Consider the following 24,027-nt stretch of genomic DNA (forward strand, 5'->3'; position numbering starts at 1 on the left):
ACCAGCGACTGTCACACACCGACTATGGAACACGCTCGATCCGCACGACCGACACCGACGTACCGCACGCAGACCACACACGCGTCCTATCGCACGACGGCTCACCGACGCGACGGACGCCGCGCCGAGGGCGACGCCGTCCGCTCGGCCACCACGCGGGGTGAGCATCGATGAGCAAACAGGCTCCGTCCTCGCCGAACGCGACGTCCGAGGCCGCTGAGGCCGACGAAGAGACACCCGAATCCGGGGACGCCGACGCGGCACAGTCTCCCGTCACGACCGGGTCGGAATCGGTCATCCGCGCGCTCGAAAACGAGGGCGTCGAGGCGGTCTTCGGCGTTCAGGGCGGCGCGATTATGCCCATCTACGACGCGCTGTACCACTCGGATATCCGCCACATCACGATGGCGCACGAGCAAGGGGCGGCGCACGCCGCCGACGCGTTCAGCGTCGTCCGGAACGAACCGGGCGTCTGTCTGGCGACGTCGGGGCCGGGCGCGACGAACCTCGTCACGGGTATCGCCGACGCCAATATGGACTCCGACGGACTGCTCGCGTTGACCGGGCAGGTCCCGGTCGATATGGTCGGCTCCGACGCGTTTCAGGAGACCGATACGACCGGCGTGACCGCGCCGATCACGAAGCACAACTACTTCGCGAGCGATCCCGACACCGTCGGCGACACCGTCGGCGAGGCGCTCGCGCTCGCAGGCGAGGGGCGCCCCGGCCCGACGCTCGTCGACCTCCCGAAGGACGTCTCTCTCGACGACACGGAGGTCGAACCCGGCCCGGCCGAACCGCCGGAGACGACGCGACCCCAGTACGTCGCCGACGAGAGCGACGTCCAGACCGCCGCCGAGGCCATCGAGGCCGCCGAACGACCGCTGCTGCTCTTCGGCGGCGGCGTCATCAAGGCCGACGCGACGGACGAGGCCCGCGCGTTCGCCGACGAGTACGAGCTCCCGGTCGTCACGACGATGCCGGGCATCGGTTCGGTCCCCGAGGACGACGAGTTGTGTCTCTCGTGGGCGGGTATGCACGGTACCGGTTACGCGAATATGGCGATCACGCACACCGATATGCTGATCGCGGTCGGAACGCGCTTCGACGACCGCCTGACCGGCGGCGTCGACACGTTCGCGCCCGAAGCCGAGGTCGTTCACATCGACATCGACCCGGCGGAGATGTCGAAGAACGTCCACGCGGACTATCCGCTCGTCGGCGACGCGGGGATCGTCCTCGACCAGCTCGACGACGCCATCGGCGCGACTCCCGACGCCGACGAGTGGCGCGAGCAGTGTCGCACGTGGCAAGACGAGTATCCGATGGACTACGCGACCCCCGACGACGAGCCGCTGAAACCGCAGTTCGTCGTCGAGATCCTCGACGAGGCGACCGACGACGACACCATCGTCACGAGCGGCGTCGGCCAGCACCAGATGTGGGCCGCTCAGTACTGGACATTCTCCGAGCCGCGGACGTGGGTGTCGTCTCACGGCCTCGGGACGATGGGCTACGGGCTGCCCGCGGCGATCGGCGCGCGCATCGCCGCTGATGACGAGCAGGACGTTGTCTGCGTCGACGGCGACGGCTCGTTCCTGATGACGATTCAGGAGCTTTCGGTCGCCGTCCGCGAGGAACTGGACATCACTGTCGCCGTTCTGAACAACGAGTACATCGGGATGGTCCGCCAGTGGCAGGACGCCTTCTTCGAGGGCCGACGGATGGCCGCCGAGTACAACTGGTGTCCGGAGTTCGACAAGCTGGCCGAGGCGTTCGGCGCGCGCGGGTGGCGCGTCGACGACTACGACGAGGTCGCAGACGCCGTCGAGGAGGCGCTCGACTACGACGGGCCGTCGGTCATCGACTTCCATATCGACCCGGCGGAGAACGTCTATCCGATGGTCGCTTCCGGCGGCGCAAACGGTAAGTTCGCCCTGACGGAGGACCAACTATGAGTTCCGAGGATTCCGATTCCACCGACGACCTGCCGAAGCACGGACTGAAAGGACCGGAACCGGAGGAGCGGCCGCATCCCGAGGGACGGCGGAACGCCCAAGGGATCCGCATCGACCCCGAGGCCGAGGCCGAACACGAGCCGCGTCGCGCGGTGCTGTCGGCGCTCGTCGAGAACGACCCCGGCGTGCTCTCGCGCATCGCCGGGCTGTTCTCGCGGCGGCAGTTCAACATCGAGAGCCTCACCGTCGGGCCGACGACCGTCGAGAACCACTCGCGGATCACGATGGTCATCGAAGAGCCCGACCCCGGGATCGACCAGGCCGAGAAGCAACTCGCTAAACTCAAGCCGGTCATCTCCGTCGGTGAACTCGACGACGACGCCGTGCGGACCGAACTCGTCCTCCTGAAAGTCGAGGGCGACGAACCCGACAAGGTGCACGCCGTCACCGAGATGTACGACGGACAGACGCTCGACGCCGGCCCGAAGACCATCACGGTCCAACTCACCGGCGACGAACAGAAGATCGACGACGCGATCGACGCGTTCGACCAGTTCGGCATCATCGAGATCGCTCGGACCGGCTACACCGCGCTCGCGCGCGGCGATCAAGCGACGGTGCCGGGCGAGAAGCCGGGGACCGCGAACGAACCGACGAAACCGACGAACACGCAATAACGATACTAAAATGACAGAAGATCTAGATACGACGGTTTACTACGACGACGACGCGGACCGCTCACACATCGACGACAAGACCGTGGCCGTTCTCGGCTACGGCAGCCAAGGCCACGCGCAGGCGCAGAACCTCGCGGACTCTGGTGTCGACGTGATCGTCGGCCTGCGCGAGAGTTCCTCCTCGCGCGCCGCCGCGGAGGCCGACGGCCTTCGAGTCGAGACGCCCGCCGACGCGGCCGCAGAGGCCGACATCGTCACGATGCTCGTCCCCGACACGGTCCAGCCCGCGGTGTTCGAGGAGATCGAGGACGGACTGGACGCCGGTGACACGCTGCAGTTCTCCCACGGGTTCAACATCCACTACAACCAGATCCGTCCCCCCGAGGACGTCGACGTGACGATGATCGCGCCGAAGTCGCCGGGACACCTCGTGCGACGGAACTACGAGGCCGGACAGGGAACGCCCGGGCTCATCGCCGTCTACCAGGACGAGACGGGCGAGGCGCGCGAGGAAGCCCTCGCGTACGCGCACGCGATCGGTTGCACGCGCGCCGGTGCCCTCGAAACGACGTTCCGAGAGGAGACCGAGACCGACCTCTTCGGCGAGCAGGCCGTCCTCTGCGGCGGAATGACCGCGCTCGTCAAGGAGGGGTACGAGACGCTCGTCGACGCCGGATACGCCCCCGAGATGGCGTACTTCGAGTGTCTCAACGAGATGAAGCTGATCGTCGACCTGATGTACGAGGGCGGCCTCTCCAATATGTGGGACTCCGTCTCCGACACCGCCGAGTACGGCGGACTGTCCCGCGGCGAGCGAATCATCGACGACAACGCTCGCGAGCGGATGGAGGAGGTCCTCGAGGAGGTCCAAGACGGCACGTTCGCCCGCGAGTGGATCGCGGAGAACCAGGCCGGTCGGCCCTCCTACACCCAGCTGAAGCACGCCGAAGAGACGCACGAGGTCGAGCAGGTCGGCGCGCCGCTGCGCGAGCTGTTCTCGTGGGCCGACGAGGAAGAGGAGGCCGCGGAAGCGCCCGCGGACGACTGAACGAGGAGATGACTGTGACACAGGTATTCGCGACAACAGACGGTGATGTATATGAGTGAGGGAACGCTGTACGACAAGGTGTGGGAGGAGCACACGGTCTCTGAGCTGCCGACGGGACAGACGCAGTTGTTCGTCGGGCTGCACCTCATCCACGAGGTGACGAGTCCGCAGGCGTTCGGGATGCTGCAGGAGCGCGACCTCGAGGTCGCCTACCCCAAACTGACGCACGCGACGGTCGATCACATCGTCCCCACGTCGGACCAGTCGCGGCCCTACCGCGACGACGCCGCCGAAGAAATGATGTCCGAACTCGAGGAGAACGTCCGCGAGTCGGGTATCCAGTTCTCCGATCCGACGTCGGGCAATCAGGGGATCGTCCACGTCATCGGGCCCGAGCAGGGAATCACCCAGCCCGGCAAGACGATCGTCTGCGGCGACTCTCACACTTCGACGCACGGCGCGTTCGGCGCGCTGGCGTTCGGGATCGGGACGAGCCAGATCCGCGACGTGCTGGCGACCCAGACCGTCGCGATGGAGAAAAAGAAGGTCAGAAAGATCGAGGTCACCGGTGAACTCGGTCCCGGCGTCGAGGCGAAGGACGTCATCCTCGAAGTGATCCGCCGGCTCGGCACCGAGGGCGGCGTCGGCTACGTCTACGAGTACGCCGGCGAGGCAATCGAGAACCTCGATATGGAGGGTCGGATGAGCATCTGCAATATGTCCATCGAGGGCGGCGCTCGCGCGGGCTACGTCACCCCCGACGAGACCACCTACGAGTGGATGAAAGAGACCGACTACTTCCAAGAGCGCCCCGAGAAGTTCGAGGAGCTCAAGCCCTACTGGGAGTCGATCAGCTCCGACGACGACGCCGAGTACGACGACGTCGTCACGATCGACGGCTCCGAACTGGAGCCCGTCGTCACGTGGGGAACGACCCCCGGACAGGGCGTCGGCATCACGGAGCCGATTCCGGAGCCCGAATCGCTGGCCGCGGACAAACAGGACACCGCCCGACGCGCCCAAGAGCACATGCGCGTCACGCCCGGCGAGACGATGGAGGGCTACGAGATCGACGTCGCCTTCCTCGGCTCGTGTACGAACGCGCGCCTGCCCGACCTCCGCCGCGCCGCGGAGGTCGTCGAGGGCCGGCAGGTCCACGAGGACGTCCGCGCGATGGTCGTCCCCGGCAGCCAACGCGTGAAATCCGCCGCCGAGGCTGAGGGCCTCGATGAGATCTTCGAGGCGGCCGGCTTCGAGTGGCGCAACGCGGGCTGTTCGATGTGTCTGGGAATGAACGAGGACCAGTTGCAGGGCGACGAGGCCTCCGCGTCGTCGTCGAACCGCAACTTCGTCGGTCGACAGGGCTCGAAGGACGGCCGGACAGTCCTGATGAACCCCCGGATGGTCGCCGCCGCCGCGATCGAAGGGGCGGTAACTGACGTGCGCGAACTGAAGGAGGTGACCGTCGCATGAGCTGTCTGCGACAGCGAATGCGAGTACGCCGGAGCGGAGCTCCGGAGGTGGCGGTATGACAGACGAGATCCCCGAGATCGACTCCGTGGCCGGCACGGGCGTTCCCGTCCGCGGGAATGACATCGACACCGACCAGATCATCCCCGCGCGCTTCATGAAGGTCGTCACGTTCGACGGCCTCGGCGAGTTCGCGTTCTTCGACCTCCGGTTCGACGACGAGGACAACCAGAAGGAGCACCCGTTCAACGAACCGCAGTTCCAGGACGCCTCGGTCCTCGCGGTCAACGCCAACTTCGGGTGCGGCTCCTCCCGCGAGCACGCCCCGCAGGCGCTGATGCGCTGGGGGATCGACGCCATTATCGGCGAGTCGTTCGCCGAGATCTTCGCCGGCAACTGCCTCGCGCTGGGCATCCCGACGGTCACGGCCGACCACGACACCATCGTCGAACTCCAAGAGTGGATCGACGAGAACCCCGACGGCGAGATCCACGTCGACGTCGAGGCCGAGGCCGTCACCTACGGCGACACGGTCATCGAGGCGACGGTCGATGACGCACAGCGACGGGCGCTCACCGAGGGCGTCTGGGACACCACGGCGCTGATGAAATCGAACGCCGACGCGGTCGCCAACAAGGCCACCGCCCTGCCGTATATCGATGAGTGAGGAGATCGTCGTTATCGAGGGCGACGGCATCGGCAAAGAGGTCGTTCCCGCCGCAGTCTCGGTTCTCGAAGCGGTCGGCGACTTCGAGTTCGTCGAGGCCGAGGCCGGCGACGGCGTCCTCGCGGAGACGGGCGAGGCGCTCCCGCGGGAGACGTACGACACCGTCGCCGACGCGGACGCGACGCTGTTCGGCGCGGCCGGCGAGACCGCCGCAGACGTCATCCTCCCGCTTCGGGAGGCGGTCGGCTCCTACGTCAACATCCGCCCCGCGCGGGCGTACCCCGGCGTCGACGCCGTCCGACCGGAGACGGATCTGGTCTTCCTGCGCGAGAACACCGAGGGCGTCTACTCGGGTCACGAGGACCGCCTTTCGGACGATCTCTCGACGCTCACGCGCGTCGTGACGACCTCCGCGAGTGAACGGCTGGCGAGGTTCGCCTGCGAGTACGTCACAGAGCAGGGGAAAGACGGCTTCCAGGTCGTCCACAAGGCGAACGTGATGCGCGAGACCGACGGGCGGTTCCGCGACGCGGTCGTCGACGTCGCCGACGAGGCCGGCGTCGAGACCGAGGAGGTCCTGATGGACGCGTTCGCGACGCGCGTCTGTCTGGATCCCACGCAGTTCGACGTCGTCGTCTGTCCGAACCTCGCGGGCGACGTGCTCTCGGATCTGGCGGCCGGGCTCGTCGGCGGGTTGGGGCTGCTTCCCTCCGCCAACGTCGGCCCGGATAACGCCCTGTTCGAGCCGGTCCACGGCACCGCCCCCGACATCGCGGGCGAGGGCGTCGCCAACCCGTCGGCGGCGATCCTCTCGGCGGCGATGCTGCTGGATCACCTCGGCTACGCCGACGAGGCGGCAAACGTCCGCACCGCGGTCGAATCCGTCCTCGAAGACGGGCCGCGAACCGCCGATCTCGGCGGCGATGCGGACACCGAAGCGGTCACGAACGCGATCCTCGATCGCCTCGACTGAGGGCCTCAGTTCACTCCGAACAGCGCGTTTCGCCTTTTGCTTCTGGCTTCTCGCACACGCGATCTCAGCGTCCCGGGAAGATCCGACAGTGACAGCATAGGTCGCACTGACTGAACCGTTGAGGCGGTCGTATCCGCCCGCGTCTGACCGTTCGTGATTGTTCGATGGGTTATTCATCCGTATCCGATCCGATACGAACACAAACCATTAACAATACACAGATCGAATCCCGGATAGACGACCCTCATGTTACCCGCTGAGAGAAAACGGCGTATCGTTGAACTCGTCACCGCCGCGGACGGCCAGTCGGTCGAAGCCCTCGCCGACGAACTGGGATACTCGAAAGCGACGATCAGGCGTGACCTCCACGAACTGGAGGATCGCGGCCTCATCTCGCGGTCTCACGGCGGGGCGGTCCCCGTGACGAGCGTCGGACACGAGCAGGCGTACGGACAGAAGGAGGTCCAGAACCTCGATTCGAAGCGCGCGATCGCCGAGCGCGCCGTCGAGGAGATCACGGACGGTCAAGTGGTGTTCTTCGACGCGGGCACGACGACAATGCAGGTCGCCCAGAACGCGCCGAAGGACGGCTCGATCTTGGGAGTGACGAACTCGCCGCGGCTGGCGGTCGAACTCGGCAAAGAGGACAACGACGTGAAGCTGACCGGGGGGACGCTCCGCCGCCGGACGCGCTCGCTCGTCGGACCGACGGCGGAGTCGTTCCTCGAACGGACGAACTTCGATCTGCTCTTCTTGGGCGCGAACGCGGTCGACGCCGAGACCGGCCTCACGACGCCGAACGAGGAAGAAGCCCGCGTAAAGGAGCTAATGGTCCAGCGCGCCTCGCGCGTCGTCCTCGTCGCCGACGCGACGAAGATCGGCGAGCGGTCGTTCGTCACGTTCGCGGACCTCACTGACGTCGACGTTTTCATCACCGCGGGCGAGGTCTCCCCGGAGGCGATCGAGCGCTTCGAGGCCGAAGACGTCACCGTCGTCGTTGCGAACGCGGAGGCGGTCGCCCAATGAAGCGGGCGGCGGACGCGATCGCGCGGACCGACGGGGGCGACCGCACGAGCGGCCCGGACGTCCTGACGGTGACGATGAACCCGGCGGTCGATCACACGCTCACGATCGAGGGATCGCTCCGCGAAGGCGAAGTCGCCAGAACGGACGACGCGCAGTTCGATGCCGGCGGAAAGGGGATCAACGTCTCCCAATACCTCACCGAACTGGGCGTCGACGCACCGGCGACGGGCTTTCTCGGCGGGCCGTTCGGTCGGATGATCGGCGACGCGCTTGACGACGACGGGATCGCTCACGACTTCGTCGACATCGACGGTCGAACCCGCCTGAATACGACGGTGTTGAGTCCCGACGGCGAGTACAAGATCAATCACAACGGGCCCGTCGTCGGCGACGCCGACGTCGATTCGCTCGTCCGAAGGGTCGAGGTACGCGATCCGAAGCGCCTCGTCGTCGCAGGCAGCCTCCCGCGCGGGATCGACGCCGACGCCGTCGACCGGCTGGCGAACGCTGGCCCGTGGGAAACGGCCGTCGATATGGGCGGGTCGTTCCTGCAGCGACTCGACGCCGAGTACCTCGTCTGCAAACCGAACAGAGACGAACTCGCGGCCGCCACCGGCCGTGCGGTCGAAACCGTCGACGACGCCGCCGCAGCCGCGCGCGATCTCCGCGGGCACGGCTTCGAATACGTGTTGGCATCGCTGGGATCCGACGGCGCGCTGTTGGTCACCGACTCGGACGCGTACTACGCCCCCGCGCTCTCGGTCGACGTGGTCGACACCGTCGGCGCGGGCGACGCGCTGCTGTCGGGCTTTCTCGCGGGACTGGCGCGCGGCGAGTCGGTCGAGATGGCACTCCGAACCGCGGTCGTGGTCGCCGCCCGCGTCGTGTCCGTTTCCGGAACCAGCGTCCCAGTCTTCGACGACGTCTTCGCGGACCGCGAGCGCGTCGATCTCTCGGGTAAGTAATCGCGATGTCCGCTTCTGCGTTGTTATCGAATAAATAACGCAGAAACGAACACGAACGAAAGTATTTTTGAGGACCTTCAGCAATATCCGTGATGGAGACTTATGTCAAGCAAAGCTGAGAGCAAGATGCGGTCTCACTTGACGAAGGTCAAGGAGGACCTCATGACTGGCGTATCGTACATGATCCCGTTCGTGACGATCGGCGGGATCTTCCTCGCGCTCGGGTTCGCCGTCGCGCCGACGGGAGAGAGCGGCGCGCCCGATACGTCGCAGGTAGGGACGCTCGCGTACTTCCTCGGGCAGATCGGTGGACTGGGACTGACGATTATGGTCCCGATCCTCGGAGCGTACGTCGCGTACGCGATCGCGGATCGACCGGGACTCGCGCCCGGTTTCCTCGCGTCGTATCTGATCCAGCAAGGTGAAGTGCTGGTCGCCGCCGGAGAAGTGATCGGTCTGCAAGGTGGTGAAGCCGGTGCGGGCTACCTCGGCGCGCTCGTCACTGGCCTCCTCGTCGGATACGTCGCGAGGTGGATCAAGAACTGGAGCGTTCCGGACTTCATCCGGCCGATGATGCCGGTCCTCATCGTACCGGTGCTGACGATGGCGATCGTCTCGCCGATCGTCCTGTTCGTCCTCGGCGTGCCGGTCGCGATCGCGAACGCCGGGCTCACGGCGTATCTCGAGGGCCTGCAGGGAAGTCAAGCCCTTCTGGTCGGTGCGCTCCTCGGCGCGATGATGGCGTTCGACATGGGAGGACCGGTCAACAAGGTCGCGTACGTGTTCGCGGCAGGGCTGATCACTGAGGGGATCACCCAGCCGATGGCGGCGGTGATGATCGCCGGGATGATCCCGCCGATCGGACTGGCGATCTCGAACTTCATCGCGCCGCACAAGTACGCCGAAGAGATGTACGAGAACGCCAAATCCGGCATCGTCCTCGGGTTCTCGTTCATCACTGAGGGCGCGATCCCCTACGCCTCGGCCGATCCGCTCCGGGTCATTCCGTCGATTATGGTCGGCAGCGCCGTCGGTGCCGCGATGTCGATGTCGCTCGGGGTTTCGATGCCCGCTCCACACGGCGGCATCTTCGTCGTCCCGCTGTCGAACAGTCCGCTGCTGTTCCTCGCCGCGATCGTCATCGGATCGCTCGTGACGGCCGCGCTCGCGACAGTCCTCAAGCCCGACTACGAGGAGGGCGTCGGTGCGGGCCAGACTGAATCTGCCGGGGCGACCACCGCCGACGACTGATCGAGTCTGTAACACCGCCGTCCGTGACGGGTCAACTCCCCGTCCACCGCGGCAACAGTTTCTTATTTTCGTATCGTTTGACGAATCAAAGAGAAAATTCCTTACGGTTCGCGTGCACATATTCGATCGGTTATGCTCGAAGATGACATCGACCGGCTGCTCCCGCTCGCGCACATCTCGCTGTCGGAGCCGCCGGCAACGAAAGAGGCCGCGATCGAGTTCCTTCTCGATCTCATCGCGGACAACGGCCGTGTGACAGATCGTGCGGCCGCGCTGAAGGCGCTCCGAGAGCGCGAACAGGAGGCGACGACAGGGGTCGGAATGGGTATCGGCATCCCGCACGCGAAGACGAGCGCCGTCGACGAGCCGTCCGTCGCGTTCGCGCGCTCCAGCGAGGGGATCGACTTCGACGCGATGGACGACAAACCCGCGCGCCTGCTGTTTATGATTCTCGTCCCCGCCGAGGGCGGCGAGGAACACTTACAGATCTTGAGCGCCCTCTCGCGAGCACTGATGCACGAAGACGTTCGCGAGACGCTGCTGGAGGCCGAGGACGCAGAAACCATTCAGAACACCGTTCGGGAGGCCGTAAACTGATGCCCGAGCGCGTCGTTACGATCGTTCCGGAAGACGGGCTCCACGCGCGCCCGGCGTCGAAGTTCGTCGAGGCGGCCAACGGGTTCGATTCGGAGATCCACGTCGGTCACGTCGACGGCGAGTCGGTGAATGCGGCCAGTATGCTCGCGGTCACCGGACTGGGGGCGGCCGCGGGTGACGAGGTCAGGCTGACCGCCGAGGGCGAGGACGCGGAGGCCGCGCTCGACGAACTGGAGCGCATCCTGACGACGCCCGAGGAAGACCTCTGAGGCGATGACAGAGCGACGACTCTCCGGCGTCGGCGTCACGCCCCTCTCGGGCGTCGGCACCGCCGTCTGGTACGCGCCCGACGCGGACCTCGACGAACCGCCCGCCCCCGAAACCGTCGACGCCGACGCGGAAATCGAACGGTTCGAGACCGCCCGAACCGACGCCCGCGCGGAGATCCGAGCCGAGCGCGAGCGGACGGCCGAGCGCGTCGGCGAGGCGGAGGCCGAAGTGTTCGACGCGCACGTCCAGTTCCTCGACGACCCCCAGATCACCGAGGGCGTCGAGGGCGAAATCGAATCGGGCCTCCCCGCCGAGCACGCAGTCACCCGGACGTTCGAGGGATTCATCGAACAGTTCGAGGGAATGGAGGGCCGGATGGCCGAGCGCGCCGACGACCTCCGCGACGTCAGGGATCGGCTGGTCCGCGTCCTCGTCGGCGGCGACCGGATCGACCTCGCGAACCTCCCGGAAGGCAGCGTCGTGCTCGCAGAGCGGTTGACGCCGAGCGACACCGCGCAACTCGATCCCGAGCGCGTCGCCGGGTTCGCCACCGTCACCGGCGGACGGACGTCGCACGCGGCGATATTCGCGCGCTCGCTCGCTCTCCCCGCCGTCGTCGGCGTCGGCGAGGAGCTACACGACGTCGCCGACGGCTCCGAAGTCGTCGTCGACGGCACCGAGGGGACGCTCGTCGTCGATCCCGACGACGCGACGCGCGAGGCCGCGGCGGGCGGCGAGGACGTCGAAATCAGGCCCGAATCGGTCGAGACCGCCGACGGCACGCCGATCGAGGTCGCCGCGAACGTCGGCACGCGCGCCGACTTGGGACCGGCCGCCGAGCGCGGCGCGGACGGTATCGGGCTGTTCCGAACGGAGTTTCTCTTTCTCGATAGGCAGTCCCCGCCGGACGAAGACGAGCAGTACGAGGCGTATGTCGACGCGATAGAGCGTTTTCCCGACAGCCGGGTCGTCGTCAGAACGCTCGATATCGGCGGCGACAAGCCGATCGAGTACCTGGACCTCCCCGAGGAGGAGAACCCCTTCCTCGGCGAGCGCGGCATCCGCCGCTCGCTCGGTCCCGACGCGGACCTCTTCGAGACGCAACTGCGCGCGCTCCTGCGGGCGGCCGGCAGCGACGGGGGCGGCCAGCTCTCGGTGATGCTGCCGCTCGTCTCGACCGTCGAGGAAGTGCGCGAGGCGCGCGAGGTGCTGGAGTCGGTCGCGGCCGATCTGGAAGACGAAGGTGTCAAACACGCGATCCCGGAGTTCGGCGTGATGATCGAGACGCCCGCGGCGGCCTTTCTCGCCCCGGACCTCGCCGAGCACGCCGACTTCTTCAGCATCGGCACCAACGACCTCGCCCAGTACGTGATGGCCGCCGAGCGCGGTAACGGTCGGGTCGCCGAACTCGGCGACTACCGCCAGCCCGCGGTGCTCCGGGCGATCCGCGCGACGGTCGAGGCCACCGAGAGAACCGACGTCTGGGTCGGGATGTGCGGAGAGATGGCCGGCGATCCCGACCTCACCGAGCTGCTCGTCGGACTCGGGCTCGACGAACTGAGTATGAGCGCGGTCACGGTACCGCAGGTGAAGCGCGCGGTGACAGAAACGACGACCGAGAGTGCGCGGGCGCTCGCCGAGCGGGCGCTCGCCGCCAGTACGAAAGCTGAAGTCGAAGGCGTGTTAACGGAGACCATACAATGAACATTGTCGCAGTCACATCCTGTCCGACCGGAATCGCACACAGCCAGATGGCCGCCGAGAACCTCGAACAGACGGCCGAACGCCTCGGCCACGAGATCAAAGTCGAGGTGCAGGGCGCGATGGGCGCGCAGAACGAGCTCACGACCCAAGAGATCGCCGACGCCGACGCGGTCATCATCGCCTCCGACACCGCCGTCAGCCGCGACCGCTTCGAGGGCAAGCCGCTCGTGAAGGGGACGGTGAAAGACGGCGTCAACGACCCCGAGAGCCTCTTCGAGCGCGCCGCGGAACTCGTCGAGGAAGGGGAAACCGGGGCGGTCGACCTCGGCGGAGAGGACGACGATGGCGACGACGCCGATAGCGATGATACCGCCGACGCGACGCCGTCGAACGCGAGTCGCCGCGGTGGGGATCGAGAGAAGGGACTGTTCGCCCGCATCAAGCGACTGTTCTCCTGATCTACGCGATCCGTTCTCGGCCGGTTCCAGCTGGCGATACACGGACTGACACGGCTGTTCGCTTTGTCGCCGGTGATGCGCGGGCGACGATCAAAACGCGCAATTTCGTGCAGAAACGGACACATTCCGCATACCTTATGGCGGCGGCGCAAGAACGCACACGTGAGGTGACACACAGTGCCGTTCTACGGCGGGAGTGAACTCGCCAACGTCTACGACGACGCGCTCGAGGAGGGATTCGGCCTCGTCGCGTCGAACATCGCCGAACCGAACGTGATGATGGGGCTGATGGAGGGCGCATCACGGGCCAACTCGGATCTCCTCTTACAGCTCAGCGGCGGTGCCTGCACGTTCGCGGGCAACGAGGATCCGGTCGACGGGCTGGAGGCGATGGGCGCGTACATCGACACCATCGCCGACCAGTACGACATCGGCGTCTTCCTCAATATGGACCACCAGACCGACCCCGAGTTCATCGAGGCGCAGATGGATCTCGGGATCCCCTCCTCGATTATGATCGACGCCTCCCACGAGCCGTTCGAGGAGAACGTCGCGACGAGCAGGGAGATCGTCGAGATGAAAGAGGAGAAGGGCGCGGACGTCCTCATCGAGGCCGAACTCGGCCAGATCAAGGGCGTCGAAGACGAGATCGAAGCCGAGGAGGCGTTCTACACCGACCCCGAGCAGGCCGTCGAGTTCGTCGACCGGACGGGCTGTGACCTGCTCGCGATCTCGGTCGGCACCCAGCACGGCGTCGCGAAGGGCAAGGACTTGGAACTCCGTCCGGACCTCGCGGGTGAGATCCGCCAAGCGCTCCGCGATCACGGCCTCGACACGCCGCTGGTGCTGCACGGCTCCTCGGGCGTCCAGCCCGACCAACTGCAGCGGATGCTCCAACACGGCATCTGCAAGGTGAACAAGGACACCCGATACCAGTACGAGTACACCCGAACGGCGTACGATCTCTACGACGAGGACCCGACGAACATCGTTCCGCCCGAGGGCGTCGACGGCGACCGCGACACGTTCTTCAACGACACCGACTGGTCGCCCAACAAGGACGTCTTCGACCCCCGCGTCGTGGGGCGGAAGATCCGCGAGCGCATCGCCGACGTCCACGCCGACCTCGCCGAGGTCTCCGGAAGCGCCGGACAGACCCGGTACGCGTAGACGGGGCTCGGCCCACCCGTCTCGGTCCCCGGATTTAAGTCTCGACGCGGCTTTCTCTCGCGTATGCCACAGATTCACCTCGACGAGGAAACGGTGAAGCGATTAGACGCGCTCCGGGTGGAAGACGAAGACTACGACGAGATCGTCACCGAACTCATCAACATCTACGAGGCCGGGGAGCTGACGCTCTTTCACGGCGGCGACGAGGTGTAGCACGGGGCAGTTCCGTCGAACCGCTCCGCAGACGCGTTTCTGACCGGCACGTAGATGTCAGCGAGAATCGTATAGGTATTGAAATGAAACCGATTATTACCGAGCGAATGGCCGCTGAAATCGACGGGGAGTACGTGATCTACATCAACGGGATGCGGCTGAACAAGCTCCGAGCGCTTCCCAAGTACCTGCGTGCGGGACTCAAAGCCGGGAAGATGTTCGAGCAGTTAGCGGCGGATCCAGACAGCGGCTTTCTCGGCTATCTGCCGGCGTATATGGGCCTGCGGAGCGGCGCGGCGATCCAATACTGGCGATCGCTCGAAGACATCAAGCGCTTCGCACAGGATCCGAACGGGACGCACGTCCCGGCGTGGCAGTGGTACGAGGAGGAGGTCGGAACCAACGGCGAACTCGGCTTCTGGGCCGAACTCTACGTCGTCAAAGACGGCAGTTTCGAGACCTTCTACCGGAATATGCCGCCGACCGGGCTGGGTGAACACGGGTCGCTCGTGCCGATGGAGGACCATCGCCGTAACCTCGGGCTCTCCGAAACGGGGACGCCGACGCGGCCGGCTGATACCGCGAGCGAAGCGCCTCGTCGCGACAGATGAGACGCTACTAGGGTGCTTTTGCGATCCTTTGGGTCACAAATTCGACCGATAGGTGATCGAAGGTAATCCCTCCCGAGCAGTCATCAGCAGCCTTATGTCAATTTATTATGATGGCTTCGTATGCAGCCGTTTCCCGACGATCTCGGCTTCGCCACTGGAAGCGACTCTTCGACTCGGCGGGCGCAAGTTATCGCAGTAACTGAATCTGTCAGTCTGACCATCGGGAGTGTACTTGCCGGAATCGGTGCCGTGTTGATCGTAGCCACTGGCATACAGGCGATTGACGTCCCGTCGATGGATGCGGTTCAACTCCTGCGTTCACGGGCGATCCAACTCGGCTTTCTCGGCGTTTCGCTCGCCTACCTCACCGTCCGTGAGTTCCCGTTGGACTCGATTACGTTTCGCGTCCCGTCGCTCCGGGGAGTGGCTTGGATTGTCGCTATCCCCGTGTTGACCGCGGGAGCCGGATTCGTGCTCGAACCCCTGTTGGCGGCGGTCGGCATCGTCCAACCGCCCGCATCCCCGGGGATGGGAATCGACGGCTTCGGGACACGTCCGCTCCTGTGGATCGTCGTCTTCGTCGGCTGGTTCGTATTCGCCGCACCTGCGGAAGAACTCCTTTTCCGGGGTATCATCCAAGGCCGGTTGCGACAGACGTTCGAGGGAGTGCCGGGGATTCTTCTCGCCGCCGTCTGCTTCGGACTGATGCACGTGCCAGTCGCTGCCCTGTCGGCGGGAATGGGGCCAGCCAGCGCATTCGTCGAAACGTCCGTGAGTGGCGCGATTTTCGGAGTTGCGTACGAACGAACCGGGAACCTTCTCGTGCCGTCTGTTGCCCACGCGTTGCTGTGGACAGGCGGGCTTGTCCTGTGACGAGGCGTCCAAGCGACGGCGTCGGTGGCCAGTGTCTCAGCGGGCAATCGGTACGCACGTCTACCGAACCGCCGTTTCAGTGGGGACGCATTGAACAAATAGAACGGTAACAGCACCGATAGCCACAGACGGGTCGCTGGCGGTCTCGACGGGGAGCTAACAGAGCTGGTAGCGCTCGCAGTCCTGATCGACGAGGCCGCGTTCACAGAGCGTCGAGAGGATGCTGTACAGCGAGATCTTTTTCATATCCAGTCCGGTTTCCAGTTCCGAGAGGGTCGCTTCCCCGTGTGTCGAAAGGAACAGATAGACGAGTTTCGCACGCGGTGATTCGAGTTCCGTCGGGATCGACGGCGTCTCGATCCCCGCCGTCGGTCGTGAGTGCATCGTGCCCTGCATTGTTGTTACCAACCTCTTGTCTTCGACGATAATAAAACTCATCCACGACGATCGTCGAAACACCTCAGATACGAATATAGCGATAGCGGGCACGTACTGCGTATTTCTCGAAAAGTGGACGAACGTTCACGTCGGATCCGCCGCCGATTTCGGCCGATTTTTTCGACTGGCGACGACAGTGTCACCGACTCACAGACAGTGGAAGGGGCGGGAGTCGAACCACGCGAAGCCGTAATCCGGCGCGACCGAGTGACGGCCACTGCCGGAACGCTCTACCACTGAGCCACCCTTCCATCGCGTAACAACGGTTCGTACCGGTAAATGCGTAGCGGCAGCCCGATTCGACTCAGCGTCCGGTGACTCACTCCAGCAGCGACACGCCCGTCATCGCCGTCGGCTGCTCGACGCCGATCAGTTCGAGGATCGTCGGCGCAATGTCACACAGTGATCCGCCGTCGCGAACTCGCCGCCCGCCGTCGTCGCCGTCGGGCGTCAGGTACACGAGCGGGACCGGGTTCGTCGTGTGGGCGGTATGCGGCTTCGTGGCAGTCCCCATATCGTCAGCGTTGCCGTGGTCCGCCGTGAGGAGGACGTGTCCGCCGGCCTCCCGTACCGCGGCGACGAGGCGTCCGAGTTGCTCGTCGACGGCCTCGACGGCCTCGGTGGCGGCGTCGAAGTCGCCGGTGTGGCCGACCATATCCGGGTTCGCGTAGTTGAGCACGAGCACGTCGGGGTCATCGGAGTCGATCACCGCGATGGCGGCGTCGGTGACGCCTTCGGCGCTCATCTCCGGCTGAAGGTCGTAGGTGGGGACGTCTGGACTTTCGACGATCCGGCGGATCTCGCCGTCGAAGGCGACCTCGCGGCCGCCGTTGAGGAAGTAGGTCACGTGCGCGTACTTCTCGGACTCGGCGATCCGGAGCTGGGTCTTTCCGGCCGCCGCGAGCGTCTCGCCGAGCGTGTCCCTCGGCTCCTCGGGCGGGAACGCCACCGAGAGGTCGAACGTCTCGTCGTACTCGGTCATCGTGACGATCCGGGTCGCCGGCGGGGCGGTCTCGAAGGGCCACTCGGGGTCGATGTCCGCGAGGAGTCGGACGAGTTGACGCGCGCGGTCCGGGCGGAAGTTGAAAAAGAGGACCACGTCGCCGTCTTCGAGCGCTGGCTCCCCCTCGACGAGCGTCGGCTCGACGAACTCGTCGGTGTCGCCGCGGTCGTAGGAGTCGCGGACGGCCTCGACGGCAGAGGGGGCCTCGTGGTCGGCCTCGCGGTGGACGATGGCGTCGTAGGCGCGCTTCGTCCGTTCCCAGTTCCGATCGCGGTCCATCGCGTAGTAGCGCCCGGAGACGGTGGCGACATCGCCGGTGCCGTGCTCGTCGACGACCTCGGCGAGCGTTTCGAGGTAGCCCTCGCCGCCGTGCGGATCGGTGTCGCGGCCGTCGGTGAACGCGTGCGTGACGGCGTCGACGCCGCGGTCGGCCGCGATCTCGAGCAGCGCGTGGAGGTGGCCCTGCTCGGAGTGGACGCCGCCGTCGCTCAGGAGGCCCATACAGTGGACGCGGCCGCCCGTCTCCTCGGCGTGGTCGAAGGCGGACGCGATGGCCTCGTTGGTCGCGAACGTACCCTCGGCGATCGAATCCTCGATGCGCGTGTACGCCTGCTTGACGACGCGTCCCGCGCCGATGTTGAGGTGGCCGACCTCGCTGTTGCCCATCTGTCCCTCCGGGAGGCCGACGCGGCGGCCCGAAACGTCGAGGGTACCGTACGCGCCGGACTCGGCGAGGCGATCGAAGTTCGGCGTCGACGCCGCCTTCACCGCGTCGCGTCGGTCGTGGTCCCCGAGTCCCCAGCCGTCGAGGATAACGAGCGCTGCCTGCATACGCGGACCGAGGGCGGGTGCCCGGGAATAGGCTTCGCTTCGTCGGGGTCGCTTCGGGTGCACGCTCGTTCGCGGCCACGACGACGCGACAGCTTCTTTCGAGGCGCTGCCGTGGTCTCCCCTAATGGCCGAGGACGCAGTCGGGGCGACAGACCGAGACGGGTGGCGCGCGCGACTCCGACGCCCGTTCCCCGAGCGGTGGGTCCAGTACTACCTCGGAAACGGCGCGAGTCTCGGGTGGCTGCTCGTCGTCGACGGCGCGGCGTTCCTCCTCGGCGTCAGCTTCTACGTCCACAGCGACCCGTCGCTCCGAGAGATCAGTTCGCTCGCGTACCCGCTCTTCGGCGACTCGCCGACGGCGCTCGCGCTCGTGACGCTGTCGGTGGCGACGCTCCTGTCGCACCTCGGCAACGAGATCACGGAGGCACCATCGAACCGCCTGCTCGCGCTCGTTCACACGCTCGCGTTCGTCTGGCTCCTGAAATACGGGCTCTGGACGGCTATCGCGCTCAACCTTCGACCCGACCTCTACGTCGGATTCACGCCCGCGCTGCTCTGGGAGTACTGGGGGATTCTCCTCACGCACCTGTTCTTCCTCGTGCACGCGGCGGTGATCCCCTATTACGGGAAAACCACGCGCGAGGCGTTGGTGGCGGCACTCCTCCTGCTGCTCGTCAACGACGCGTTCGACTACGGACTCGGGCTGTATCCGCCGCTCCGCTACGAGGCTGGGGTGCTGCTGGCGGGGATCACGGTCGCGCTCTCGTTCGTCGTCGTCGGCTACGCGGCGTGGGCGTTCGATCGACACGAGTCGGGCTGAACGGCGGTGGCCGGCCGCGACCGGCACCCGGCGAGCGTTTATATACGAAGACGCGGCCAACGTCGCCGTGACGTGACATCCGCCCCGCGTCGTTCGCGATAGTTCGGCACAGCGACGCGGGAACAAGCGGCGGCTGTGTTCCGACCGCAGCCCGTGCCGACTGTTCGCCAGCGAACGCAGCACAGCGTTGCTATCGGAGCGGTACCGACGGCGCGCGACGACAACTCATCCAGTCCACGTCGGGTGGGAATGGAAGGGGCCGCGCGCTCGGCGTAGACGCGCGAAGTAAGCACTGCAGGAGTGAGCGGAGCGAACGACGAAGCGCGCAGCGAGCGCATCGAGTCGAGCGCGCGGGGGCTTCCGAGGTTGTCATATCTCCCATAGCCGCAACAGAAACGACGTCAACCGAGAAATGCGTCAGCGTCTTACGTCCCGGCGATTTACCTATCGTTATGGACGCTGCGGTACTGCTGGATCTCCTCGGGAACGAGAACCGGCGGCGCATTCTCCGGCTTCTCTCGCACAAACCGTGCTACGTCACCGAGATCAGCGAGTACCTCGGGGTCAGTCCGAAGGCCGTCATCGACCACCTCCGGCGGCTCGAAGAGGCGGGACTCGTCGAGAGTCGCACGGACGACCAGCGTCGGAAGTACTTCCACATCGCGCGGAACCTCCGATTAGAGGTGAGCGTCTCGCCGTACCGCTTCGGCGCGAAGAGCGCCTACCCGGCCAGCCGGAGCCTCGATATGCGCGGTCGCTGCCAGCACATCTCGTTCGACGTGCCGGAGTCGACTGACGGCCACGCTGACCGAGTCGGACGGGACGAGACGCAGCGTGGGGATCGAGGCGGCGAGATGGACGACGAAACCGACGATGAAACCGACGGCGACCGCAACGACGACCGCGACGCAGCGAGACGGGAGGACGCCCCCGACAGAGCGGGACGTCGACCCGCTGAAGCGGCGGTCGCGACCAACGGCGGGGCAGAATCCGGAGACGTCGCCGATCTCGCGAGACAATACGCCTACCTCGAAGACGTCGAGAGCGAACTCTCCTTGGCGCAGCGGTGGGTCCACGGTCGCGTGACCGACGTGCTCGACGACCTCTCGGAGCGTCTCGGCTCGGAGGCGGACAGCCGGTTCTACGCCGAACTCCTCTCGACGCTCGTTCGCGGTCCGAAGAGCGCCCGCGATGTCGCCCGCGAACTCAACGCGAGTCTCGACCGAGTCGAGACCGCGCTGGAGCGACTCTCCGAGCGGGACCTCGTCGAGAACGACGGAAGCGGCTGGCGGATCCACTGAGCGACGTCTCCGATCGATTGCGACGCTTCTTCGGCGGCCGACCGATCGCCGCGCTTCGACGACCCACTACTCACACCTCGCGGGTGAGCCCGTCGCGAAGGTCGCGACCGAAGTAATGGCCGAGGAGCGCCGCGAGCAGCCCCGTTCCGGTGCCGACCCCGGCGATCGCGACGCCGTAATCGGCGATAACCCCGACGGCGAGCGGCGCGAAGACGCTGGTGAGCGTCCCGAGGACGAACGCGAGTCCGGCGGCGGCCGCGCCGGCGAGTCCGACTTCGAGATACCGTGTCCGCGAGCCGACGAGGCCGATCGCGAAGGCGGCGACGAACAGCCCGATGAGCTGGCCGAGCGTTCCGACGAACGGGACCGACCCGCCGGCGACGATGCCGACTACCGACAGCGCGAGGACGACGAGAAAGGACCGAACGGAAAACGACGGCCGCGGTACTGACGGGAGCGACGGCGTCAGCCGTCGGATCAACCCCTCGTCGTTCGAGCCGCGGTCGTCCCGACGGGCTGACGTTCGCGCCTCCGTGTCGATCTCGCGGTCGTCGCGGATCCCGCCCGTTTCGGCGCGGGACTGCTCTCGACGCTCGTCCGTGCGTTGCATACGGGGACATCGTGCTCACGAGTCGTGACTCTTGTGCCGTTGGAGTCGTAGCGCTTGCCCTACTGAAGACGCGGCGCTTGCCCCGCTCCGAGCGGCGACAACCGCGCGGCCGCGGCGTTGAAGTCGACGGAGGCCGTTCTCCCACTGGATGGAATCGCGGTTTCTCCCGCAGCGGTGGCCGACCCGACCGGAGACCGCCGTGTTCGTCTCCGGCGTCACGAGTATGGGACTGGAGATCCTCGCCGGGCGGATCCTCGCGCCCGAGTTCGGCAACAGCATCTACACGTGGGGCGGCATCATCGGCGTCTTCCTCGCCGCGCTGAGCCTCGGCTACCACCGCGGGGGCAAGCGCGCCGCGTCGAACGCGTCGCACGCGAGGCTGGTCGGCGTGTTTCTCGCGAGCGCGCTGTACGTCGCGGGCGTCGTGCTGTTCGGCGATATGGTCGTCCAGTCGACCGGCCTCCTCCCGCTCCCGAGCCAGTTCGCGTCGCTTCCGGCGATCACGCTGCTGTTCGGCCCGCCGACGTACCTGCTGGGTTACGTGAGTCCCTACGCTGCGGAACTCGCCGGCGGCGACGTCGGCGCGACCGCGGGCCACGTCTACGCGCTCGGAACGATCGGGAGCATCGTCGGCGCGTTCGCGACGACGTACGTCCTCGTGCCGACGCTGTCGGTGCCGCAGATCGGGCTCGTGCTCGGGCTCTCGGCGGTCGTCGCGGCCGCCGCGGTCGCCGCCCCGGATCTCCGCGGAGAGACGGGACTGCGCGTCGGCGTCGTCGCGCTCGCGCTCGTCGCGGCCGCCGCGACCGGCGGCGTCGGCCCGGGAATCGGCGGTGACGTCGTCCACGCCGAGCAGACAGCTTATCAGGAACTCCGCGTGGTCGACCGCGGCGATACCCGGACGCTGTACCTCGACGGCCAACCGCACAGCGCGATGGATCTCGAGGATCCGAACCGGCACGTCTTCGAGTACACGCGCTACTTCCACGCGTCGTTGCTGTTCACCGAGGGGGAGGTCGAGGAGATCGACCGCGTGCTGTTCGTCGGCGGCGGCGGGTTCACCGGACCGCGGATCTTCCACGACCGGTATCCGAACGTCACCGTCGACGTCGTCGAACTCGACCCCGCCGTCGTCGACGCGGCCGACGAGCACTTCGGGATCCCCGACTCCTCGCGGATGAACGTCCATACCGGCGGCGGTCGTCAGTACCTCGAAGAGACGAATCGCACCTACGACGTGATCGTCCTCGACGCCTACCGGAAGGACACCGTACCGTTTCAGCTGACGACGGTCGAATTTATGGGACTCGCGTCGGATCGGCTCGACGACGGCGGCGTCCTCTTGGCGAATCTCATCTCCGCGCCGACCGGCCCCGCCTCCGAGTTCTACCGCGCGGAGTACAAGACGATGCGAGAGGTCTTCCCGCAGGTCTACAGCTTCCCGACCGCGGGCGGCCCCGTCGTCCAGAACATCGAGATCGTGGCGACGAAGAACGGTGAGCGCCTCACGCAGTCGGAGTTGCAGGCCCGGGCTGAGCGACGGGACGTCGGTATCGACCTCTCGACGGACCTCGACTCCTACCGGACTGACGAACCCACCGACGACGTCCCCGTCCTCAGAGACGACCGCGCGCCGGTCGACAGCCTGTTGGACAACGCCGTCGGGCAGCGGTACGTCCGGGTCCGCGCGGACGGCTCGAACGGGACAGCGGTATCGACGTCAACCTAACTCGCCAAGATACCCGTCGGCACAGCCGAGTCAGCGTCGGTTCCCCGACCCCTTCACGACCTGCTCAGCCGACCAGAAAGCGCGCGCCGGCACTGACGGGCGAGCCCTCGGCAGCCGCCGGCAGCGATCCGGACGCCGTCACCGACCACTCTCGCGAGGCGGCGGCCCGCTCCTTCGGTCTGGTTTCTCAATCTCTGACCCGCATCCGAAACCCGGCTCGCGATCGAACTGATCTTTCGCCCGAGTCGTGAAGGGGCCACTACACTCGTCGTTGCGATAACGCCCGCGGCGGCGACCGCCGGAACAGTCGCGATCGATCGCAGCTTCGAGCTCTCGGCGATATCGGGGCCGACCTCGGGCGACTCATCGGCGTGGGGGATGGCATACGGATCCGGGTCCTCGAGGTCGAGCAGCACGTGCCGCGCGATAAACGTGGCCCCGTTCGAGAACGCCGGGTCGGACGGCGGGTCGGCGACAGCGTCCAAGACGTCGATCGGATCCGGGGCGACCGTGAAGCCCCCCACGTCGAACCGTGCTAAACAGTCGGCGACGGCGTCCTGTTCGTCTGTCGCCGGGTGTACGATACAGGGTGTGCCGGCGACGGCGGCGTCCATAATCGTCGAGTACCCCGAACAGACCACGACGTCCGCGCCGCGGATGTACGGCAGGAGCGACTGGACCGGATCCCAGTCCTCGTCGGCCACGTTGAGCACGTCGTAGCCCTGTCGCCGGAGATGCTCGGATACACGCGACAGCGAGGAGTAGTGACTGGGGACGACGACGACGTCCGCGGAGTCTTGGATCGGCGAGTGACCGTCCAGCGCCACCGGCGGAATGCGCGTCGCCTGCGCCGGATCGACAGGTGATTCGGGCCAAACCACCGGATAGAAGAACTCCCGTGCGGTCGCCAGCTGGAACAACGTGTGAAACCGCGCCCCGGCGCGTTCCGTGAAGTCGTCGTACAGCCCCGGCATATCGTGCTTCAGCACGTACAATGGAACGTCACAACGGTTTGCAGCCATCGCCGCGAACATATCGTCCGTGACTAACGCGTCCGGTTCGGTCGCCGAAAGCCACGCCTGATAGTCAGCAATCCGACTGAGACTGGCTGGAAGGCTCCGCTTTGCGGTCTGCCACAGCGACCCATTCTGGTAGGTGTCGATGTAATCGACGTTCGTCGGTTCGAACTCGTCGAAGCCGTTGAGCGCGACGAACTCCGTTCCGGCCCCGCCACCCGCCATCCGTACTGATCCGCCAGCGGATTCGATGGCCTTGGCGATAGCGAGCATTCGCGTCGCGTGTCCCGCACCTTCGGGGTAGTGCGCGACGGCTACTGTCGGTGGCATTGGCGCTGTGGACCTCTT

23 protein-coding genes, 1 tRNA gene and 2 pseudogenes are annotated in these 24,027 nt (G+C 66.3%); 21 read left to right on the top strand and 5 right to left on the bottom strand.

Features of this window, described 5'->3' with window-relative positions; translation table 11 throughout:
- Nucleotides 1-170 precede the first annotated feature (170 nt).
- The 17 genes from ilvB to U5919_RS13645 all read left to right on the top strand — a co-directional run bounded on the left by ilvB (nt 171) and on the right by U5919_RS13645 (nt 15,931).
- Nucleotides 171-1,958 (top strand): biosynthetic-type acetolactate synthase large subunit, encoded by a 1,788-nt coding sequence (gene ilvB / locus U5919_RS13565; RefSeq protein WP_336024971.1) that lies wholly within the window; start codon nt 171-173, stop codon nt 1,956-1,958.
- Nucleotides 1,955-2,635: an acetolactate synthase small subunit gene (gene ilvN / locus U5919_RS13570; protein ID WP_336024972.1), complete on the top strand. Its 681-nt coding sequence runs from the start codon at nt 1,955-1,957 to the stop codon at nt 2,633-2,635. The genes ilvB and ilvN overlap by 4 nt, the downstream gene beginning before the upstream one ends.
- A gap of 10 nt (nt 2,636-2,645) precedes the next feature.
- Nucleotides 2,646-3,683, top strand: coding sequence for a ketol-acid reductoisomerase (gene ilvC, locus U5919_RS13575; RefSeq protein ID WP_336024973.1), 1,038 nt, complete (start codon nt 2,646-2,648; stop codon nt 3,681-3,683).
- A 51-nt stretch (nt 3,684-3,734) separates the two neighbouring features.
- The gene (leuC, locus tag U5919_RS13580) at nt 3,735-5,156 is read left to right on the top strand and encodes a 3-isopropylmalate dehydratase large subunit (RefSeq protein ID WP_336024974.1); all 1,422 of its coding nucleotides are present in this window, start codon (nt 3,735-3,737) and stop codon (nt 5,154-5,156) included.
- Nucleotides 5,157-5,211: 55 nt separating this feature from the next.
- On the top strand, nt 5,212-5,820 hold the full coding sequence (gene leuD / locus U5919_RS13585) for a 3-isopropylmalate dehydratase small subunit (RefSeq protein ID WP_336024975.1): 609 nt from the start codon (nt 5,212-5,214) through the stop codon (nt 5,818-5,820).
- On the top strand, nt 5,813-6,793 hold the full coding sequence (leuB, locus tag U5919_RS13590) for a 3-isopropylmalate dehydrogenase (RefSeq protein WP_336024976.1): 981 nt from the start codon (nt 5,813-5,815) through the stop codon (nt 6,791-6,793). Before leuD ends, leuB begins: the two co-directional genes overlap by 8 nt.
- Nucleotides 6,794-7,039: 246 nt before the next feature.
- Nucleotides 7,040-7,819 carry an HTH-type transcriptional regulator GlpR gene (gene glpR / locus U5919_RS13595; RefSeq protein WP_336024977.1) on the top strand — a complete coding sequence of 260 codons (780 nt, stop codon included), beginning with the start codon at nt 7,040-7,042 and terminating at the stop codon, nt 7,817-7,819.
- The gene (gene pfkB / locus U5919_RS13600; protein ID WP_336024978.1) at nt 7,816-8,784 is read left to right on the top strand and encodes a 1-phosphofructokinase; all 969 of its coding nucleotides are present in this window, start codon (nt 7,816-7,818) and stop codon (nt 8,782-8,784) included. The genes glpR and pfkB overlap by 4 nt, the downstream gene beginning before the upstream one ends.
- A gap of 102 nt (nt 8,785-8,886) precedes the next feature.
- Entirely contained in the window at nt 8,887-10,035 is a 1,149-nt protein-coding gene (locus U5919_RS13605; protein WP_336024979.1) for a PTS fructose transporter subunit IIC, read from the top strand.
- Nucleotides 10,036-10,167: 132 nt separating this feature from the next.
- Complete coding sequence (locus tag U5919_RS13610; protein WP_336024980.1) at nt 10,168-10,632, top strand: PTS sugar transporter subunit IIA; 465 nt, start codon at nt 10,168-10,170, stop codon at nt 10,630-10,632.
- Nucleotides 10,632-10,901, top strand: a complete 270-nt coding sequence (locus U5919_RS13615) for an HPr family phosphocarrier protein (protein ID WP_336024981.1) — start codon at nt 10,632-10,634, stop codon at nt 10,899-10,901. The genes U5919_RS13610 and U5919_RS13615 overlap by 1 nt, the downstream gene beginning before the upstream one ends.
- 4 nt (nt 10,902-10,905) lie before the next feature.
- Nucleotides 10,906-12,606 carry a phosphoenolpyruvate--protein phosphotransferase gene (gene ptsP / locus U5919_RS13620; RefSeq protein ID WP_336024982.1) on the top strand — a complete coding sequence of 567 codons (1,701 nt, stop codon included), beginning with the start codon at nt 10,906-10,908 and terminating at the stop codon, nt 12,604-12,606.
- A complete protein-coding gene (locus U5919_RS13625) occupies nt 12,603-13,064 on the top strand; it encodes a PTS fructose transporter subunit IIB (protein WP_336024983.1) in 462 nt (153 codons plus the stop codon). The genes ptsP and U5919_RS13625 overlap by 4 nt, the downstream gene beginning before the upstream one ends.
- 177 nt (nt 13,065-13,241) lie before the next feature.
- Complete coding sequence (gene fba, locus U5919_RS13630; protein ID WP_336024984.1) at nt 13,242-14,234, top strand: class II fructose-bisphosphate aldolase; 993 nt, start codon at nt 13,242-13,244, stop codon at nt 14,232-14,234.
- A 63-nt stretch (nt 14,235-14,297) separates the two neighbouring features.
- Nucleotides 14,298-14,447, top strand: coding sequence for a DUF7557 family protein (locus tag U5919_RS13635; protein ID WP_336024985.1), 150 nt, complete (start codon nt 14,298-14,300; stop codon nt 14,445-14,447).
- 107 nt (nt 14,448-14,554) lie between these two features.
- Nucleotides 14,555-15,058 carry a DUF4188 domain-containing protein gene (locus U5919_RS13640; RefSeq protein ID WP_336024986.1) on the top strand — a complete coding sequence of 168 codons (504 nt, stop codon included), beginning with the start codon at nt 14,555-14,557 and terminating at the stop codon, nt 15,056-15,058.
- Nucleotides 15,059-15,178: 120 nt separating this feature from the next.
- Complete coding sequence (locus U5919_RS13645; RefSeq protein WP_336024987.1) at nt 15,179-15,931, top strand: CPBP family intramembrane glutamic endopeptidase; 753 nt, start codon at nt 15,179-15,181, stop codon at nt 15,929-15,931.
- Nucleotides 15,932-16,087: 156 nt separating this feature from the next.
- Here the strand turns inward: U5919_RS13645 and U5919_RS13650 are convergent, their stop codons facing one another.
- The 3 genes from U5919_RS13650 to gpmI all read right to left on the bottom strand — a co-directional run bounded on the left by U5919_RS13650 (nt 16,088) and on the right by gpmI (nt 18,203).
- Nucleotides 16,088-16,327, bottom strand: a complete 240-nt coding sequence (locus tag U5919_RS13650) for a TrmB family transcriptional regulator (RefSeq protein WP_336025593.1) — start codon at nt 16,325-16,327, stop codon at nt 16,088-16,090.
- A gap of 199 nt (nt 16,328-16,526) precedes the next feature.
- Nucleotides 16,527-16,620, bottom strand: a tRNA-Pro gene (locus U5919_RS13655).
- 68 nt (nt 16,621-16,688) lie between these two features.
- Nucleotides 16,689-18,203, bottom strand: coding sequence for a 2,3-bisphosphoglycerate-independent phosphoglycerate mutase (gene gpmI / locus U5919_RS13660; protein ID WP_336024988.1), 1,515 nt, complete (start codon nt 18,201-18,203; stop codon nt 16,689-16,691).
- A 124-nt stretch (nt 18,204-18,327) separates the two neighbouring features.
- Here gpmI and U5919_RS13665 point away from each other — a divergent pair, with 124 nt between their 5' ends.
- From U5919_RS13665 to U5919_RS15950, 3 genes and pseudogenes are all read left to right on the top strand, one after another.
- Nucleotides 18,328-19,023, top strand: coding sequence for a DUF1405 domain-containing protein (locus U5919_RS13665; protein ID WP_336024989.1), 696 nt, complete (start codon nt 18,328-18,330; stop codon nt 19,021-19,023).
- 452 nt (nt 19,024-19,475) lie between these two features.
- Nucleotides 19,476-19,847, top strand: a pseudogene (locus U5919_RS15945) (ArsR/SmtB family transcription factor); the annotation flags it as partial.
- 171 nt (nt 19,848-20,018) lie between these two features.
- A pseudogene (locus tag U5919_RS15950) lies at nt 20,019-20,324 on the top strand (helix-turn-helix domain-containing protein); the annotation flags it as partial.
- A gap of 70 nt (nt 20,325-20,394) precedes the next feature.
- On the opposite strand, the gene U5919_RS13675 reads toward U5919_RS15950, so the two are convergent.
- Entirely contained in the window at nt 20,395-20,934 is a 540-nt protein-coding gene (locus U5919_RS13675) for a hypothetical protein (RefSeq protein WP_336024991.1), read from the bottom strand.
- 148 nt (nt 20,935-21,082) lie between these two features.
- Here U5919_RS13675 and U5919_RS13680 point away from each other — a divergent pair, with 148 nt between their 5' ends.
- The gene (locus tag U5919_RS13680; RefSeq protein ID WP_336024992.1) at nt 21,083-22,663 is read left to right on the top strand and encodes a spermidine synthase; all 1,581 of its coding nucleotides are present in this window, start codon (nt 21,083-21,085) and stop codon (nt 22,661-22,663) included.
- A 53-nt stretch (nt 22,664-22,716) separates the two neighbouring features.
- Here U5919_RS13680 and U5919_RS13685 read toward each other — a convergent pair whose 3' ends face one another.
- Nucleotides 22,717-24,009: a glycosyltransferase gene (locus U5919_RS13685; RefSeq protein WP_336024993.1), complete on the bottom strand. Its 1,293-nt coding sequence runs from the start codon at nt 24,007-24,009 to the stop codon at nt 22,717-22,719.
- Nucleotides 24,010-24,027 lie beyond the last annotated feature (18 nt).

The organism is Halobellus sp. LT62, from assembly GCF_037031285.1.
GTDB lineage: Archaea > Halobacteriota > Halobacteria > Halobacteriales > Haloferacaceae > Haloquadratum > Haloquadratum salinisoli.